Origin of the sequence: Nonomuraea sp. NPDC048901 (assembly GCF_040649695.1) — a bacterium.
In the GTDB taxonomy this organism is placed as follows: domain Bacteria; phylum Actinomycetota; class Actinomycetes; order Streptosporangiales; family Streptosporangiaceae; genus Nonomuraea.
In genome coordinates, this window is record NZ_JBEZFW010000005.1 from 461219 (window position 1) to 476410 (window position 15192).

General features: G+C 70.9%; 11 protein-coding genes. 4 read left to right on the forward strand and 7 right to left on the reverse strand.

Features of this window, described 5'->3' with window-relative positions; translation table 11 throughout:
* Positions 1 to 5 precede the first annotated feature (5 nt).
* Positions 6 to 608 (forward strand): dephospho-CoA kinase, encoded by a 603-nt coding sequence (coaE, locus tag AB0C30_RS19740; RefSeq protein ID WP_357945604.1) that lies wholly within the window; start codon positions 6 to 8, stop codon positions 606 to 608.
* 92 nt (positions 609 to 700) lie between these two features.
* Here the strand turns inward: coaE and AB0C30_RS19745 are convergent, their stop codons facing one another.
* Positions 701 to 6268, reverse strand: a complete 5568-nt coding sequence (locus AB0C30_RS19745; protein WP_357945607.1) for a TIR domain-containing protein — start codon at positions 6266 to 6268, stop codon at positions 701 to 703.
* 54 nt (positions 6269 to 6322) lie between these two features.
* On the opposite strand from AB0C30_RS19745, the gene AB0C30_RS19750 reads away from it, so the two are divergent.
* On the forward strand, positions 6323 to 7495 hold the full coding sequence (locus AB0C30_RS19750) for an SLC13 family permease (RefSeq protein ID WP_357945610.1): 1173 nt from the start codon (positions 6323 to 6325) through the stop codon (positions 7493 to 7495).
* 31 nt (positions 7496 to 7526) lie between these two features.
* Entirely contained in the window at positions 7527 to 7967 is a 441-nt protein-coding gene (locus AB0C30_RS19755) for a hypothetical protein (RefSeq protein WP_357945613.1), read from the forward strand.
* Here the strand turns inward: AB0C30_RS19755 and AB0C30_RS19760 are convergent.
* From AB0C30_RS19760 to AB0C30_RS19770, 3 genes are read right to left on the reverse strand one after another with little or no spacing between them, the layout of a single operon-like run.
* Positions 7960 to 8775: an inositol monophosphatase family protein gene (locus AB0C30_RS19760; protein WP_357945615.1), complete on the reverse strand. Its 816-nt coding sequence runs from the start codon at positions 8773 to 8775 to the stop codon at positions 7960 to 7962. The genes AB0C30_RS19755 and AB0C30_RS19760 overlap by 8 nt on opposite strands.
* 10 nt (positions 8776 to 8785) lie before the next feature.
* Positions 8786 to 9403, reverse strand: coding sequence for a hypothetical protein (locus tag AB0C30_RS19765; protein WP_357945617.1), 618 nt, complete (start codon positions 9401 to 9403; stop codon positions 8786 to 8788).
* On the reverse strand, positions 9400 to 10440 hold the full coding sequence (locus AB0C30_RS19770) for a hypothetical protein (protein WP_357945619.1): 1041 nt from the start codon (positions 10438 to 10440) through the stop codon (positions 9400 to 9402). The genes AB0C30_RS19765 and AB0C30_RS19770 overlap by 4 nt, the downstream gene beginning before the upstream one ends.
* A gap of 188 nt (positions 10441 to 10628) precedes the next feature.
* On the opposite strand from AB0C30_RS19770, the gene AB0C30_RS19775 reads away from it, so the two are divergent.
* Positions 10629 to 11504, forward strand: a complete 876-nt coding sequence (locus AB0C30_RS19775; RefSeq protein WP_357945622.1) for a PIG-L family deacetylase — start codon at positions 10629 to 10631, stop codon at positions 11502 to 11504.
* A gap of 45 nt (positions 11505 to 11549) precedes the next feature.
* On the opposite strand, the gene AB0C30_RS19780 is transcribed toward AB0C30_RS19775, so the two are convergent.
* Genes AB0C30_RS19780 through AB0C30_RS19790 form a run of 3 tightly spaced genes read right to left on the reverse strand, consistent with a single transcriptional unit; the run spans position 11550 to position 15133 of the window.
* Complete coding sequence (locus AB0C30_RS19780; RefSeq protein WP_357945624.1) at positions 11550 to 12320, reverse strand: sporulation protein; 771 nt, start codon at positions 12318 to 12320, stop codon at positions 11550 to 11552.
* Between the two features lie 9 nt (positions 12321 to 12329).
* On the reverse strand, positions 12330 to 13559 hold the full coding sequence (locus tag AB0C30_RS19785; protein ID WP_357945627.1) for an SPFH domain-containing protein: 1230 nt from the start codon (positions 13557 to 13559) through the stop codon (positions 12330 to 12332).
* Complete coding sequence (locus AB0C30_RS19790) at positions 13556 to 15133, reverse strand: SPFH domain-containing protein (protein WP_357945629.1); 1578 nt, start codon at positions 15131 to 15133, stop codon at positions 13556 to 13558. Before AB0C30_RS19790 ends, AB0C30_RS19785 begins: the two co-directional genes overlap by 4 nt.
* Between the last annotated feature and the right edge of the window lie 59 nt (positions 15134 to 15192).

A 15192-nucleotide genomic window follows, 5' to 3' on the forward strand; every position in this document is an offset into this window, starting at 1 on the left:
TCCGCGTGCTGAAAATCGGCCTCACCGGCGGCATCGGATCGGGCAAGAGCGAGGTCTCCAAGCGCCTCGCGGCGCGGGGCGCCGTCGTGATCGACGCCGACAAGATCGCCCGCGAGGTGGTGGAGCCCGGCACTCCGGGCCTGGCTCGCGTGGTGGCCGTGTTCGGCGACGAGGTGCTGCACCCTGACGGCTCACTCAACCGGGAGAAGCTGGGGGCCATCGTCTTCGCCGACCCCGACAAGCTGGCGACGCTCAACGGCATCGTGCATCCGCTGGTGGGGGAGCGGGTCGCCGACCTGCAGAGGCAGACGGCCGACGACGCGATCATGGTCTACGACGTGCCGCTGCTCGCGGAGAACCGGCTGGCGCCGATGTACGACGTGGTGATCGTCGTGGACGCCGCCGACGAGGTGCGCATCGCCCGCCTGGCCGAGCACCGCGGCATGCCGGAGCACGACGCCAAGGCCCGCATCGCGGCGCAGGCGACCCGCCAGGACCGGCTGGCGATCGCCGACATCGTGATCGACAACGAGGACGACCTGGACGACCTGGAGGCCAGGGTCGCCCAGGTCTGGGACGACCTGCTGGCCCGAGCCGGCCGCGGCTGACCGGCTTCCGGCTGTCGGCCTTCGGCCGGACCTGCTGACCGCCTTCGGCCGGACACCGGCCGGTCGGGTTTCCAGCGAGTCAGGAGGAGCGCTCAGAACGGGGAGTCGAGCGGCACCTGACGGACCCCGGGCAGATACGGGTCCAGCTCACCCAGCTCGAACCGCGACATCCCGATGACGTGCCAGAATTGCCCGGAAACCTCCCCCTGGATCTTGTACCGGCCGTCGGGGGACAGCGCCGCCCACCCCTCCGGCAGGCCCAGCAGGGTGGCCCGCCGCTCCGTCCCCGCCCAGAGGATCACCACCCCGTCGTCCCCGGCACTGGCCAGCAGGTCCGCCGAAGGGCTGAACGCCACCGACCACACCCGCCGCGCGTGTCCCGCCAGCGTGTGCAGCGGCCGCCCCGTCGCCGTATCCCAGACACGGACCATGAGGTCGTCGCCGCCGGTCGCCAGCCGCTCGCCCGTGGCGTCGAACGCGACGCTCCACAGCCGCCCGGCGTGCCGGTCGAGCGTGTGCCGCAGGCGCGGCTGCCAGGGCTGGCCGGGCCGCAGCTCCCAGATCATGGCGAGGCCGTCGTTGCCGGCGCTGGCCAGGTGCTTGCCCGAGGGCGAGAACACGACCGAGTAGACCCGGTCGGTATGGCCTTCCAACGTAGCGATCCGGCCCCCGGACTCGACGTGCCAGATGCGTACGAGCCGGTCGTCGCAGCCTGTGGCCACGTAACGGCCGTCGGGGCTGAAGGCGATCGAGCGGACGCGGCCCCGGTGGTCGGCCAGGTTGCTCGCCAGGCGGCTGGTCGGCCGATACCAGATGCGTACGCTGTCGTCGTCGTTGGCCGTGGCCAGCAGCGTGCCGTCGGGGCTGAACGCCTCGGCCCACACATGGTCGGTCTCGGCGTTGAGCTCGCGCTCGTAGTCGCCGGTGACGGCGTTCCAGAAATGTACGCCGCCGTCGTTGCTGGAGGTGGCCAGGACCGGCCCGGCAGGTGAGAACAGGGCCGAGATGAGCCGGTCGGCGGTGCCGGCGACCTCGCGCAGGCGGCGGCCCGTGCGCGGCTCCCAGATGCGGACGACGCCGTCGTTGCCGCTGGTGGCCAGCATCGAGCCGTCGGCGCTGAACCTGACCGAGGAGATCCGCCTGCCGTGGCCGCGCAGCACCCGCTGGCACTGGCCGCTGGCCGGATCCCAGAGGCGTACCGTCCCGTCGTTGCTGCTGGTGGCCAGCTGCTCGCCGTCGGGCCGGAACACGAACGGCCAGACCGAGCTGCGATGCCCGGTCAGCTCGACCCGCCGGCCGCCGCCCACCTCCTGCAGCCGGACGACGCCGTTGGAGTCGCCGCTGGCCAGCGTGCGGCCGTCGGGGGAGAAGACCACCTGGTAGACGGACCCGGTGTGGCTGGTGTGGACGCCGTGGGCCTGACCGGCCGGGTCCCACAGGCGTACGGCCCCGGCTGTGTCGCCGCTGGCCAGCAGGGAGCCGTCGGACGCGAAGGTCAGGCAGTAGACGCTGCCGGAATGGCCCTTCAGCTCGTGCCGCAGAGCCCATGAGGCCGCGTCCCACAGGCGTACCGTCCCCGCCTCGTCGCCCGTGGCCAGCAGCGACCCGTCCGGGCTGTGGACCGCACGGTAGACCGAGCCGCGGTGGCCGTCGAGCGTGCCCGTCACCTGTCCGGACGCCAGGTCCCAGAGGCGTACCACGCCTGCCGAGTCGCCGCTGACCAGCACCGAGTCGCCGAACGACACCGTGTAAACGGGTGCCTGGTGGCCCGCGAGCTCGTGGACGAGGCGGCCGGTGGCGGTGTCCCAGACGCGGATGACGCCGTCGCCGCCGCCCGCCGCGACGAGCTCGCCCGACGGGTTGAGGCGAACGGGCCAGACCCCGTCGGCATGGCCGCGCAGCTCGCGCAGGTGCGCGCCGGTGAGGGCGTCCCAGAGCACGACCAGGCCGTCGCTCGCGCCGGTGGCCAGCAGGCCCCCGGCGAACGAGACCGCGTACACACGACCCGCGTGCCCCTGCAGCGTCCGCACGGGCGCGCCGGCCACGCACAGCAGCACGCCGCCGTCCTCGTGGCCGACGGCGAGCGTGGACCCGTCGGGGGAGTACGCGATGGGCTCCGGGAGCCGGCTGGTCTGGAAGTGATAGCCATACGGCACGCCGATCGCGGCGGGCGCGAGCTGGATCTCCACCGGCTGGCCCGGCACCACGGAGGCGCCCGGCAGGTCCGGCAGCGTGCCCGTCACGTTGATCAGCGTGGCCCGGTGCCACCGGGCGCCCTCGGCGGAGATATCGCTCAGGTCCGTGTGGGCCAGTCGCGCGCCCGACAGGTCGGCCCCGGTCAGGTCGGCGCCCGCCAGCTTGGCGCCGTCGAGCCGGGCCCCGGCCAGCTTGGCGTCGCGCAGGACGGCTCGGGACAGGTTCGTGCCGACGAGCGTGGCGTCGGTCAGGTCGGCCCCGGTCAGGTCGACCTCCTGCAGGTCCCTGGCCGACAGGTCCTCGCCCTTGAGGTTCGCGCCCCGCAGGTCGGCCTTGGCGGGGGTGCGCAGCCGTGCCGAGATCTTGACCGCGTTCGCCCGCGACACGTCGTCGGCGGGCGGGTCGGCCACCCACGCCCGCAGCGCCCGTACGTCGGCCAGGTCGCACAGGAACTCGACGGTCAGCGCCGACAGCGGCCGGCGCGACAGCCACACCGGCGCCTCGATCGTGGCGGCGATGTGCCGGGCGATCAGCCACTCCATGACCGAGGAGTGGATGAACCCGAACATGCCCTCCTCGGTGCGTACCAGCAGGCTCCCCGAGCCCACCGCGTGGGCGGCGTGCTCGGCGGACAGCTGCCCGCCGGCCAGGCCGGTCAGCGTCTCGGCGTACTCGGTCAGCTCGTCGACGCCCAGCAGCGACTCGCCCGAGTCCCACAGCCGCAGCGCGAGCCCCGTCACGACCTGCCACAGCTCGTCGGTGGTCAGGGGAGTCGGCGACCCCGGCACCCTGGCCCGCCGCTCCTCGAAGGCCAGCCACGAGCCGAGGATCTCCTCATACAGCAGCGCCGGGCTGATCGTGTGGCGGGCGCCGGCCACCGTACGCAGCCGGTCGGCGTCGAGGTCGGCGATGAAGCTCAGCATCCGCGGGTTCTGGGCCAGGTCGAGCAGGTCCGTGATGCTCTCCATCAGCGACATGCGCGCCGCCGCCGCGTCGCCGTCGTCGAAGCGGTTGGCCAGGTAGGCGCGGATCTGGTCGTGCGTGAAGTCCTCGACGCTGAGCACCCGCCGCTGCGGCAGCACGCCGACCATCTCGCCGAGCGAGGTGAGCACCTGCGAGTGCGACTTGAAGTGCTGGGTACGGCTGGCGACCACGATCTTCGCCTTGTCCTCGGCCGCGGCGAGTAACGTCGACAGGTGATCGGCCGCCCGGTCATAGGTGAGCCGGGTGACGAGCTCGTCGAACCCGTCGAACAGCAGCACGATCCGCCCCTGCCGCAGCAGGTAACGGAACGCCTTGAGGTCGATGAACTCCTCGCCGTGGCCGGCCAGATGGGCGGCGACCAGCGCGTCCACGGAGTGCGCCTTGTCCAGCGCCCGCAGCTCGATCAGGATCGGCGTCAGGTGCGGCAGCTCGGCCGGGATGCGCCTGGCCAGCTCGCGCAGCGCGAACGTCTTGCCATGGCCGAAGTCGCCCAGCAGCAGCAGGAACCGGCCGTGGTCGGCGGCCAGCAGCCGCATCAGCTCGTCGGTCAGGCCCTCCCTGACCTGGTGTCCGGGACGGTCGAGCTCGCGGTAGCGCTGGGGGACGTACAGGCTGGGCGGGTAGCGGCGGTCGTTGGTGAGCCGGGCCGTCTGCTCGGCGACATAACCCGACAGGTCCAGCAGGCCCTGGAACTCGGTGAAGCTGCGCAGCCGCACGCCTCTGCGCATGAGCTCGTCGCGCAGCGACCTGGCCGGGGGCCGCCCCTGGTAGACGAGCTCGGCGGCGAGGTCGGCGGCGTGCGCCTGCCGGACGAAATCATCGGCTTCGGCGGCGGTCAGCTCGCCCACGTGCGCACCGATCATCGTCTGCCGGACGAACCCGTCCTCGGGATGCGTGACGACCAGGTGGGCGGTGAACCGGCGGATCCTGGCCCGCTCGTGCCGGGCCTCGCAGACCTCGGTGATCCGATCGAGCAGCAGGTCCACCGGGCCCGGCTCGCGCTCGACCGGCGCGGGCTCGGGGGCGCGGGCGGCCGGCGCCTCCCCGGTGAAGGTGGCCTGGGCGGCCCGCCAGCTGTGGGAGACGCGCTCGGGACGGTCGGCGCCGGGCAGCCAGGTACGCAGGCCGCCGGCGGTGATCTCGACGACCTGGTGGTGCCCGGAGCGCGGCGCGGCGACGGCGGCCTCACCGGCCTCTCCCGCGCCCTGGAAGAGCAGGTTGAGCCGCCGGGCGAGGATCCGGTCGTAGGTCGGCGCGTCGCGCAGCGTGGACGGCGGGTGCCCGATCGCGCCGAGCCGCAGCCAGGCGCTCTCCTCGTAGGGGCGCAGCCGCTCGGCGAACCAGGCGGCCTGCCCCTCGCCGAGCAGGGGATAGGCGTCGCGTTCGAGGTGGCTCATGGCCATCGTCGAGTTGAGCCCGGCGACGACCACCTTCAGGTCGGGCACCTCGAACAGCGTCCACGGCTGGCCGCCGTCGAACACCCGATCGTCCAGCCCTTGGTACACCTCGCCGAACAGGCCCGCGAAATGCCGCCACTTCGGCCAGTAGGGCGGCTGCGGGGAGACGTCGTCGGCCTCGCAGGTGAGGAAGTAGGCGCTGGCCGCGGCCTTGGTGACGTCGCGCGGGCCCGGCACGATCACCAGCCGGTGCGGCTCCAGGCCGACCAGCAGCCGCAGGTCGGTGATGAAGCGGGTCGCCTGGCCGAACTGCCCAAGGCTGCCCGACTCGGTCAGGTCGCCGGTGACCACCATGAGATCGGGGCGCGGCATGCCCCTGTCGTACATCTCGGTGAGATCCGCCCAGATCCGCGCCTGCATGTCCTCGGGCGTGAACGGCTCGCCCGGATCCGGCAACGCCCGGCCGAACCGGGGGCCGCCGATGTGCAGCACGGTCAGCGACTCGCGGCCGTGGTCGGCGGTGGCCGACGGCGGGAACTTCGGCGCCGACACCGGGGTGCGCCGGGCCCGCGAGCGCTCACCCGGCGGCGGCAGGGTCGGCGCGGGCAGCGGCAGACCCGCGCCCGTCGGGAAGACGGGCGCCGCCTCCGGCTTGGCCCGGCCCGCCATGGCCTCCCTGACCCGGCCCAGCAGCAGCGCCCTGGCCTGTCCTGAATCGGTGACGCCGAGCAGGTCCACCCAGGTGATCGTGGACAGCAGCCCATCGAGACGTACGTCCTCGAGCCGGATCGTGATCAGCTTGTTGGACGGGTTGTCGGGGTCGGCGCGGAGCGCGGCCTGCCACTCCATGCGGCCGTAGCGCGAGGTCAGGTAGTTGCGCGAGAGCACGGCCACCACCACCTGCGCCTCGCTGACGCCGCGGTCCATGAAGTCGATGAAGTTCGTGCCAGGCACGAAATCCCACGCCTGGATCATGGTCCGGTAGCCCGCCGCCTCCAACTCCCAGGCGATCCAGGTCGCCCAAGCCGTGTCGGCTGGGGAGTAGCTGACGAAGATCTCTGTCGGCCTGCCGTCACGTGCCATTCCCTCAGTATCCCCTGTGGGACCGGCGATTTTCAGCTGTGCGATCATCGACGGGTGTGGCTACGTCTTGGTGTGCTCGACTGGATCAGGGTCGGGTTGCTCGGGCTCGGCCTCGTCTTCGTGGCGACCGGGCTGCTGCCGTGGCGCGAAGCCGTGGACAGCCTGGATGAGATCGGGCCGTTGCTCGTCTTCCTGGTGGGCATCATCGTGCTGGCGGAGCTGACCAAGGAGGCCCAGGTCTTCGACGCCATCGCGGCGCGGATGGCGGTCTTGGGACGGGGCAACTACGTCGCGCTCTTCTTCCTGTGCACAGCCTTTGCCTCATTTATTACGATATTTCTGAATCTCGATACCACGGCGGTGCTGCTCACGCCGGTCATGCTGGCGCTGGCTCCCAGGGCGCGCATCGCCGCCCTGCCCCTGGCGATGACCACGATCTGGCTGGCCAATACCGCCAGCCTCCTGCTTCCCGTCTCCAACCTGACGAACCTGCTCGGCATCAACAAGATCGCGCTCGACACGCAGCAGTTCGCCGGGCGGATGTGGGTACCGCAGATCGTCTCGATCGCCGTGACGATGGCCTTCCTGTGGGTCTTCTTCTGGCGCCGGGGCCAGCGTCGCGACCTGCGCTACACGCCGCCCTTGCTGGAGCCGGTCGCCGACCGCGTGCTGTTCGCCGCCGCGGCCGCGGGCTGCTTACTGTTCATCGGCGCGCTGCTGGTCAAGGTCCAGGTCGGCGTGGCCGCCTCGGTGGCGGCGCTGGTCGTCGTGGTGGCCTTCGTCGTACGCGACCGCGCCCGGCTGACCTGGAGCCTGATCCCCTGGCAGCTGCTCATCTTCGTGACGGGCCTGTTCCTGGTGGTGCCCACCCTCAGCCGCTACGGCCTGGCCGACCTGATGCGCTGGATGATCGGCGCCGAAGGCGACCCCTACCGGACGGCGGCGGTGGGTGCCGGGCTGTCCAACCTGATCAACAACCTGCCCGCCTTCCAGGCCATCGCCGAGGTCATCCCGTCGAGCGACCAGGACCGGTTGCTGGCCCTGCTGGTCGGCACCAACGTGGGGCCGGTCGTCACGCCGTGGGCGTCACTGGCGACGCTGCTCTGGTTCGAGTCGTGCCGCCGTCACGACGTGCCCGTACCGATGCGCCGCTTCCTGGCCACCGGCACGGGGCTGGCGATCGTCGGCCTGCTCGCCAGCGTGTGGGCCCTTGTCACATTCGGCTGACCGCTCGTCAGGATCGGGGACAATACGGTTCATGGCTATCTACCGTTTGTTGGCATATTTCGGTCTTGCTGCGGTGCTCGCCGGTTGCGGCGCCCAGGAGTCCCCACAGGCCCAGCCCTCGACGCCCCCGTCCGCCACCGTCGCGCCGCCCGCCGAGTCGCCCGGTGCCGCGCCGCCCGCCGCCGCGACGCGCACGATCAAGCTGGAGGTGCTGGGCAAGGGCAAGACCATGCAGCCGATCATGTACATGGCCGACGAGGACGGCACGGAGAACAACGCCACCCTGCCCTGGTCGCGGACCGCCACGATCGAGCTCACCGGCGCCGAGCAGCGCGTGGGCCGCCTGGTGTCCGTCGTGTCGGGCTCGGTCAAGGACGCGAGCGGTCAGCTCAAGCCGGCTCCCTGCCGCATCATTGTGGATGGGAAGAAGGTCGCCTCCGGTACGGGCCTGTGCAAGTACAAGGTCAAGTAGCGGCGCGGGTGCGGAGCACCTCGAGGAGGCCGGGCATGGCGCTCGGGTGGGTGGCGACGAAGCTGCGGTCGTCGGGCGTGCCGTCGATCCCCTCCTCGAACGGCCCGCCGTCGAGTGCCCGGATCTCGATGCCCGCCTCCTGCGCGAGGAGCGCGCCCGCGGGCAGGTCCACCGCCTCGGCCCGGTAACCGACGATGCCGTCGATGTCGCCCCTGGCCAGCATCGCCCACGCCAGCAGCGGGGCCCACAGCTGCAGCATCCGACGGGCACTCAGCTCCAGGGCGTACTTGATGGCCCGTACGGTCGCGTCACCCCTGGACACCGAGTAGCCCTGGGTCCACGCCAGCAGCGGGCCGTGCGGTGAGGGGTTGTGCGGCGGCGCCAGCCGTACGCCGGAGGACGTGATCGCGCCGCGGCCGCGGATCGCCGACCAGGTCTGGGCCGAGACCGGGTCGTGCACCACGCCCAGCAGGGGACGTCCCGAGCGGCACAGGGCCAGGCCGACGACATAGGCGGGCAGGCCGATCACCACGTTGTTGGTGCCGTCGAGCGGGTCGATCAGCCACGTCCACTCGCCGTCGGCGGCGCCGAGCAGGCCCGACTCCTCGGCGATGACGGAGTGCGCCGGGAATGCGGTGAGGATGTGTTCGACCAGCAGCTTCTCCGAGGCCAGGTCGAGCTCGGTGACGACGTCGCCCGAACCGCCCTTGGGCCGGGTGCCGAGCACGCCGCGGGTGCCGGACACGAGTAGTTCGCCCGCGGCCTCGGCGGCGGTGACGGCGACCGCGCGAGCGTGATCCAGATCCATTCGGGGCCCCTCAGCTCAGGTGGGCGGCTATCAGGCGGACGGCGAGCGCCGTCTCCTCGTCGTCGAGCGGTTGCCTGGACACGTGGTGGTCGCCGGTGCCGAGCGGGCCCAGCGACAGGTCGCGGCTGCCCGGCCGGCCGCGGCCGAGCGCGATCGTGGCCGCCTCGCCGCCCGCCGGCACGACGCTGCTGTGGAAGCGGCCGGCCGCCAGCGTGTAGGTGTCGCCGGGGCCGAACTCCTCCACCAGCCCCGTCTCCTGTCGTACGGTCCGGCGGGTGGGCGTGATGCGGTCGCCGTCGGCGCCGCTGACCACCTCGAACACCCGGTGGGTCGGGTCGCGTACCGCGTCGGTGACCACCGCGTGCACGTTGCGCACCTGCCCGTAGAGCACATGGCTGAGCAGGTCCCAGCTGTGGCAGTGGATGCCCGACGTGGTGCTCTGCGCGTGCGTGAACCTGGCCGACCACAGATGAAGACATACCCCCTCGCCGCCGTCACGCTCCAGCGGCAGGCAGACGAAGCCGAGCGGGTGGCGTACGGCCCTGATGCCGGTGCTCGACAGCGCCGCCAGCGCCCACGGCCGCGCCTGTCCCCGGGCGAGCTGCTGGTAGACACCGTTACGGCTCATGCGTCGTACGGATTCCTGGCGCGCAGCGCCTTGCGGGCGATGTCGACGACGTCGCGGTCGTCGTAGGACCTGGGCAAGGGGATCGAGATCCGGGTGAACAGCTCCTGCACCTCCTCGACCGTGGGCTCGTCGCTCAACGGCACCTTCTTGTACATCTCCAGCGGCACCAGCCGGGCCTGCTCGAAGCTGAGCCGCAGCTCGGTGTCGCAGTTCTCGTAGTAGAAGGTGTCGGCCAGCGCGGTCATCGCCCGGTTGGGGTCCTCGACCGTCATGATCAGGCGGGTGGCCGACAGGTCCCAGCGGAAGGTCGTCATCGTGGAGGACAGGCCGATGCCGATGTCGAGCAGCCCGTAGCGCTGGCGGTGCCAGAAGGCGGCCAGGATGGTCGCGTACGACTCCTTCCTGACCCGGTCGGCCGTCCAGGTCTCTCCGGTGCCGTCGGGCGCGTCGGACAGGGAGCGGCGGTAGTGGGCGTAGGTCTCGCACACCTCGACGTTGGCCGGGTCGATGATCTCGACCCTGACCGTGAGGTGGCGCTTGACCTTCCTGGCCGCCGCCACGCACTCGGGCAGCGTGATCGCGCGCAGGTAGGTGCCGGTGCCGCCCTTGAAGCTCCACCGCGTGGTGTCCTTGCGGGCGTCGGCGTGCGCTTGCGCGATCTCCTGCCTGCTGCCGAGCACCCTGACCAGCTGGAGCGAGTCGAGAGCCCGCCGCGTGCCGGTGACCAGGTCCTCGATCGCCTCGAGCCGGGCCAGCCGCACGGGCAGCTGGGCGAGCGCGCCGGAGGTGACGGTCTCCTCCAACGGCGCCTGACGCACCCGGTCGCGCAGCAGCGCGGTGGCCACCAGCGCCAGGATCACCAGGGTCGCCGCGCTGACCAGCTGATCCTGGACCTTGTCGCCTTCCTTGCCGAAGATGCCGTCCGGCATGATCCCGAGCACGCCGACTACAATGGCCAGACCGAGTGCGATCGCGCCGTCGGCGTTCTGCGCCGCCCATGGGGCGATCCGCTTCAGCGCCGCCGTGAACCGTGCCATCGCATTGCCCCGCATCCGACGATCAGTCAGTTCCCGAAATCATGGTAACGACCCCGCCAAGTGCGCGGAAAGAGCAGACCTCCTCCCTGAGTATGACCTGACATATCCCCCTTAAAGGTAGGGCGTGGAGATCGCGAGATCTTTACGCTTACTGGACGGGGGTGGGGATGAAGGGGTTAATACCGAGCTTGCGCTCGGGTTCTCTGGCGATGGCGCTGGTCGTCTACACGGTGTGTCCCGTGCCGCCGGCCATCGCCGCCACGGTGTCCGACGAGCTGGTCCTGGGGGAGCGGTTCGTGCATGTCGTCGCCCATCCGGACGACGATCTGCTGTTCATGAGCCCCGACCTCTACGGCGGGGTGCTGGGGGAGCGGCCGAGCGTGACCGTCTACCTCACCGCGGGCGAGGGCACCGCGGGGCTGGACGACCATCACGATCCGTACGTGTACGCACGGGACCGCGTAGAGGGCCTGCGCGCCGCGTACGCCCATCTGGCCGGGGTGCGCGATGCCTGGCACAGCACGGTGATCACCGCCGGGGGACTGCCCGTCAAGGTGGACTCCCTGGTCGAGCGGCCAAAGGTGGTCCTGATCTATGCCGGGCTGCCGGACGGCGGCGACCCGCGCGCCGACGGTGGTCGTGACGCGCTGACCCGGCTGTGGGCCGGCCGGGGCTGTGTACGCGTCTTCGACCCCGCCGAGCGGCGGTGCGTGAGCCGGGAGAACGTGGTGGCGATGCTGCGTGCCATCTACGCCAGATACCAGGCGAACGTGATCCGCACCCTGGACCCCGACCCGCCGCCGCGCTGCCGCCTCTGCGACCACCCCGACCACGTGGCCTCGGCCCGCTTCGCCGCCGCCGCTGCCGCGGATCGGCGGGTACGCCTGGTGGCCTACCGCGGCTACCCGATGACGACCTGGGCGCCCAACGTGCCGCAGCGGATGCGGGAGCTCAAGCGAGAGATCTTCCACGTTTACCGGCGCTACGACTACCGGGCCAGGTCCGGCTGGCACTACCGGGCCTGGTACGACCGGATGTACAAGGTCACAGGCCATCGCCACTGACGCCAAGGGCGGCGTGGAGCTGTCGCTCCACGCCGCCCTTGGGGCTCAGAGCCAGCCGCGGCGGCGCGCCATCTGCTCCAGAGCGTGCCGGAGCGCCTGGTCGGCCCCGCCCGGGTCGTCGTAGCGGACCGTGAACCGGTTGTAGGCGTCGTGGCTGGAGGTCAGGAAGCCGCCGCGCTTGTCGGCCTCCAGGATGACGTCCATCTGCCGCGGCCCGGCGATGAACGTCAGCTCCAGCTCGTTGAAGTGCCGCCGCCACTCCCCGCCCGCGTAGTACTCGATCTCCTGGAAGAACGGCATCGTCGAGCCGCGCAGCGTGCCGCGTTCGAGGTCGGCCTTCTTGAAGCCGAAGCCCAGACGGTCGAGCGCGGCGATGACGTGCTCCTGCGCGGGCAGCGGGTTGACGAACAGCGGGTCGAGGTCGCCCTTGTCCATCGCGCCGGCCAGCGCCAGCTCCGTCTGCACGCCCAGCCGCATGCCGTGCAGCGGATGACCGCCGATGGCGCTGATCGGCGTCTCCCAGGGGATGACGATCTCGAACGGCTGGCTGTGCTGCGCGCCGGCGGTGAGCTGAAAGGTCCCGGCTACCTGCTGGCGCAGGAAGCCGTAGGTGGTCTTGTACTCTTCGTCGCCACGCTCCACCTCGACCACCGCGGTCAGGTCGAGGTAGATGCCCTCGACCTTGTAGTCGGCGCCGCCGCCGCGGAAGTTCACCACTCCGCGTAACGTCTCACCGGGCCGTACACCGCTGCCGGCCAGGACCGTGTCTACTTCGACGCCCGCGCCGAACGCGGCCATCAGTTTGCGGAACACCATGGGGTTCTCCTATGACCCGGGGGTCTCTCCGTTGTGATGGCCCGAGAAGCGGGGGAGCAACTGGGCCAGGAGCAAGGTCGACAGTGCGGAGTCGCCGGATCCCTGCTGGGTGCGGACCACCAGGGGCTGCGGGGCGTTCTCCGCCAGTTTGGCGCCCACGTCCAGGCGCCTGCGAGCCAGCTCGTACTGCAGCACGGCCCGGTTGTCGCGGTAGGAGTCGGCCAGCCTGCGCAGGGCCTTGGCCTCGTTCTCGGCCGCGGTCAGCTCGGCGCGGCCGCGGGCCTCGATCTCCCAGCGCACCCGCTGCGCCTCCGTCTCCTGCTCTTCCAGCATGCGCGCCACGTCCTTGCGCGCGGTGTTGTGCGCGGCCTTGACCTCGACCACGCGGGCGTCACGGGTCTTCTTGGAGCGCTCGATCTCCATGAGCAGGGTATCGATGCGGCGCTTGCGGGTCAGCTCCCACTCGCGCTCGTAGGCCGACAACTCCTTGGCCACCTTCTCGCGGGTGGCCAGGTGCTGCTGGTACTGGTCGGGCAGCTGCACGTCGGGGATGTTGGCGCCGGTGATGCGCACCCCGTAGCGGCCGAGCTGGCGGTTGAGCGCCTCCTGCATGTCGCCGACGTCGGAGCCGCGCAGGTCGTACGCGCGCTCGGTGTTGACCTTGCGGCTGCGCTGCCTGATCGCGTCCTGTACGGCGCTCGACAGCACCAGGTCGAAGTTGCCCGCGCCGATCGTGCGGACGAACGCGACCGGGTCCACGATGCGGAACTTGAGGAAGAACTCGATCGACTTCAGCGGTACGTTCTCCGCCGTCGGGCAGGCCACGATCGGCGCCGAGTACGGGATCTCGGTGGAGGTGTCGACGACCGCGTCCACCCGGTCCCACGGCAGCCACAGGTAGTGGCGGCCCGGCGGGAGCGTGCCGGTGATGGCGCCCCAGCGGCTGCGTACGCCGGTGGTGCCCTCCTCGATCTCGATGATCGCCCGGCGCCACATCCACACCAGCGCGACGGCGAGGAAGAACAGCGCGCCCAGCGAGGCCGTCACGACGAGGTTGCCCATCACCGCCATCCCGGCGAAGTAGACGGCGATGAAGACCAGGGCCATCCAGGCGAAGCCGCGCCTGTCCTTGGGGATCACGACGGGTACGAGCTGGCCCTGCTCGCCGCCGCGCAGCAGCTGGCGGATGTCGGACCAGGAGGCCAGCGACTCCTTGATCTTCGAGAACTCGCGGCTCATCGGACCTCACCCTCGATGGTCGGCAGCGTGGCGGCGAGCGCGGGCTCGGGCGCCTCGCTCACCTCTTCGGCGACCTTCTTGAGCAGTGCGGTGATCTCCGCCTCCCTGCCCGCCACGCGCTCGCCGATCTCGGCCAGCCGGCCCCGGATGGCGGCCATGTCCTCGGCCGAGAACAGCGCCGCCCCCTTGCCGCCGACCAGTTGCTGGGCCAGCGCCAGGAAGTCGATGTCGGTGTGCTCGCCCACCTGCACCACCTGCGGCAGCCGGGTCGCGACCGACTCCAGCTTGTCCAGCAGGTCCTGCTGGAAGCGGTAGTCGAGGATCTCCGGCGCCTCGGCCGCGCTGAGCGCCCTGATGTCGAGCGCCTGCGCCTCCAGCAGCGCCGAGTTGGCGTTGGCGGAGGACTCCGCCTCGACCAGGCGCTGCCTGGCCTGCGCCTTGGCCTGGTGGGAGGCCCGCTCCAGCGCCGTGTCCATGCGCGCCTGGTAGCCGGCGATCTCCGCCTGGATCGCGCTCAGCGTCTCCTGCAGTCCGGCCAGCTCCTTGATCAGGTCGCCCTCGTTCTGCTCCTTGCGCAGCTGCAGCTCGTACTCGTAGGTGTAGGCCTCCTTGGCGACGCGCACCATCTCGGGGGCGGCCAGGTCCATCCGGTACTCCTGGCTGGACGGCTCGGCGTGCGTGATGTTGACGTCGGTGAGGCGTACGGCGGGCAGGAACTGCTGGTTGAGGTTGTCCAGCATGCCCAGCGTGCTCTCGCCCACCAGGTCGTAGATCTCCTCGGCCCGCTGGGCGTAGATGAGGGAGCGGGTGACCTCGCTGATGGCGTTCTGCAGCTTGGACTGGAAGCCGCTGACCGAGCCGAGCACGAAGATGAACTCCGCCGGGTTCTCGATCCTGAACTGCAGGAACAGGTCGACGCTCGCCTTGACGCCCTGCTGCGTGGGGGCCTCGCTGATGGGGGCGTTGAACGGGTATTCACGGGTGGTGTTGACGATGTAGCTGACCCGCTTCCACGGGTTGAACAGCGTCACCCGGCCGGGGTCGGCGATCTGCACCAGCTTGCCGAACTTGGTGATCAGCGCCTTGCAGCCCTCGGGCACCATCACCACGCTGCGCCGCCACCACAGGAAGGCGGCCGCCAGGACCAGGACCACCCAGTAGTGCGGGCCGAAGAACACATCGGTTCGGGGGATGACGTTGCCGAGCGCGCCGATCAGGCCGAGCACCACCAGGATGCCCAGCGGCACGACCACCTTCGCGGTGGTCCCCTTGGGGATCACCACCGGCGAGATCACGTGCATGCCGTTCTCGGCGAAGCTGCGGTTGATGATCTCGCCGGCCTCGTTCAGCGACGCGGACCGGGCCTCGATCAGCGTGCCCACCGACACGCCGCCGTCACGGGCCGCCGCGAAGTCGTACGGGTTGAGCGCGAAGCCCTGAACCTGGACCTGGCCGGCCAGCTGGCCCGCCTGGTCCACCGCCTGGCCGACGGCTTGACGGACATCACCGCCTTGAACGACCGCCTGGGCTATGCCCTGACCTGCCTGGATCAACGCCTCTCTGGGTCGTGACATTGCACCTTCCTCTTCCGCTACGGGCGGATTCGACCGTATCGGGTGTCACTTTCGATTCG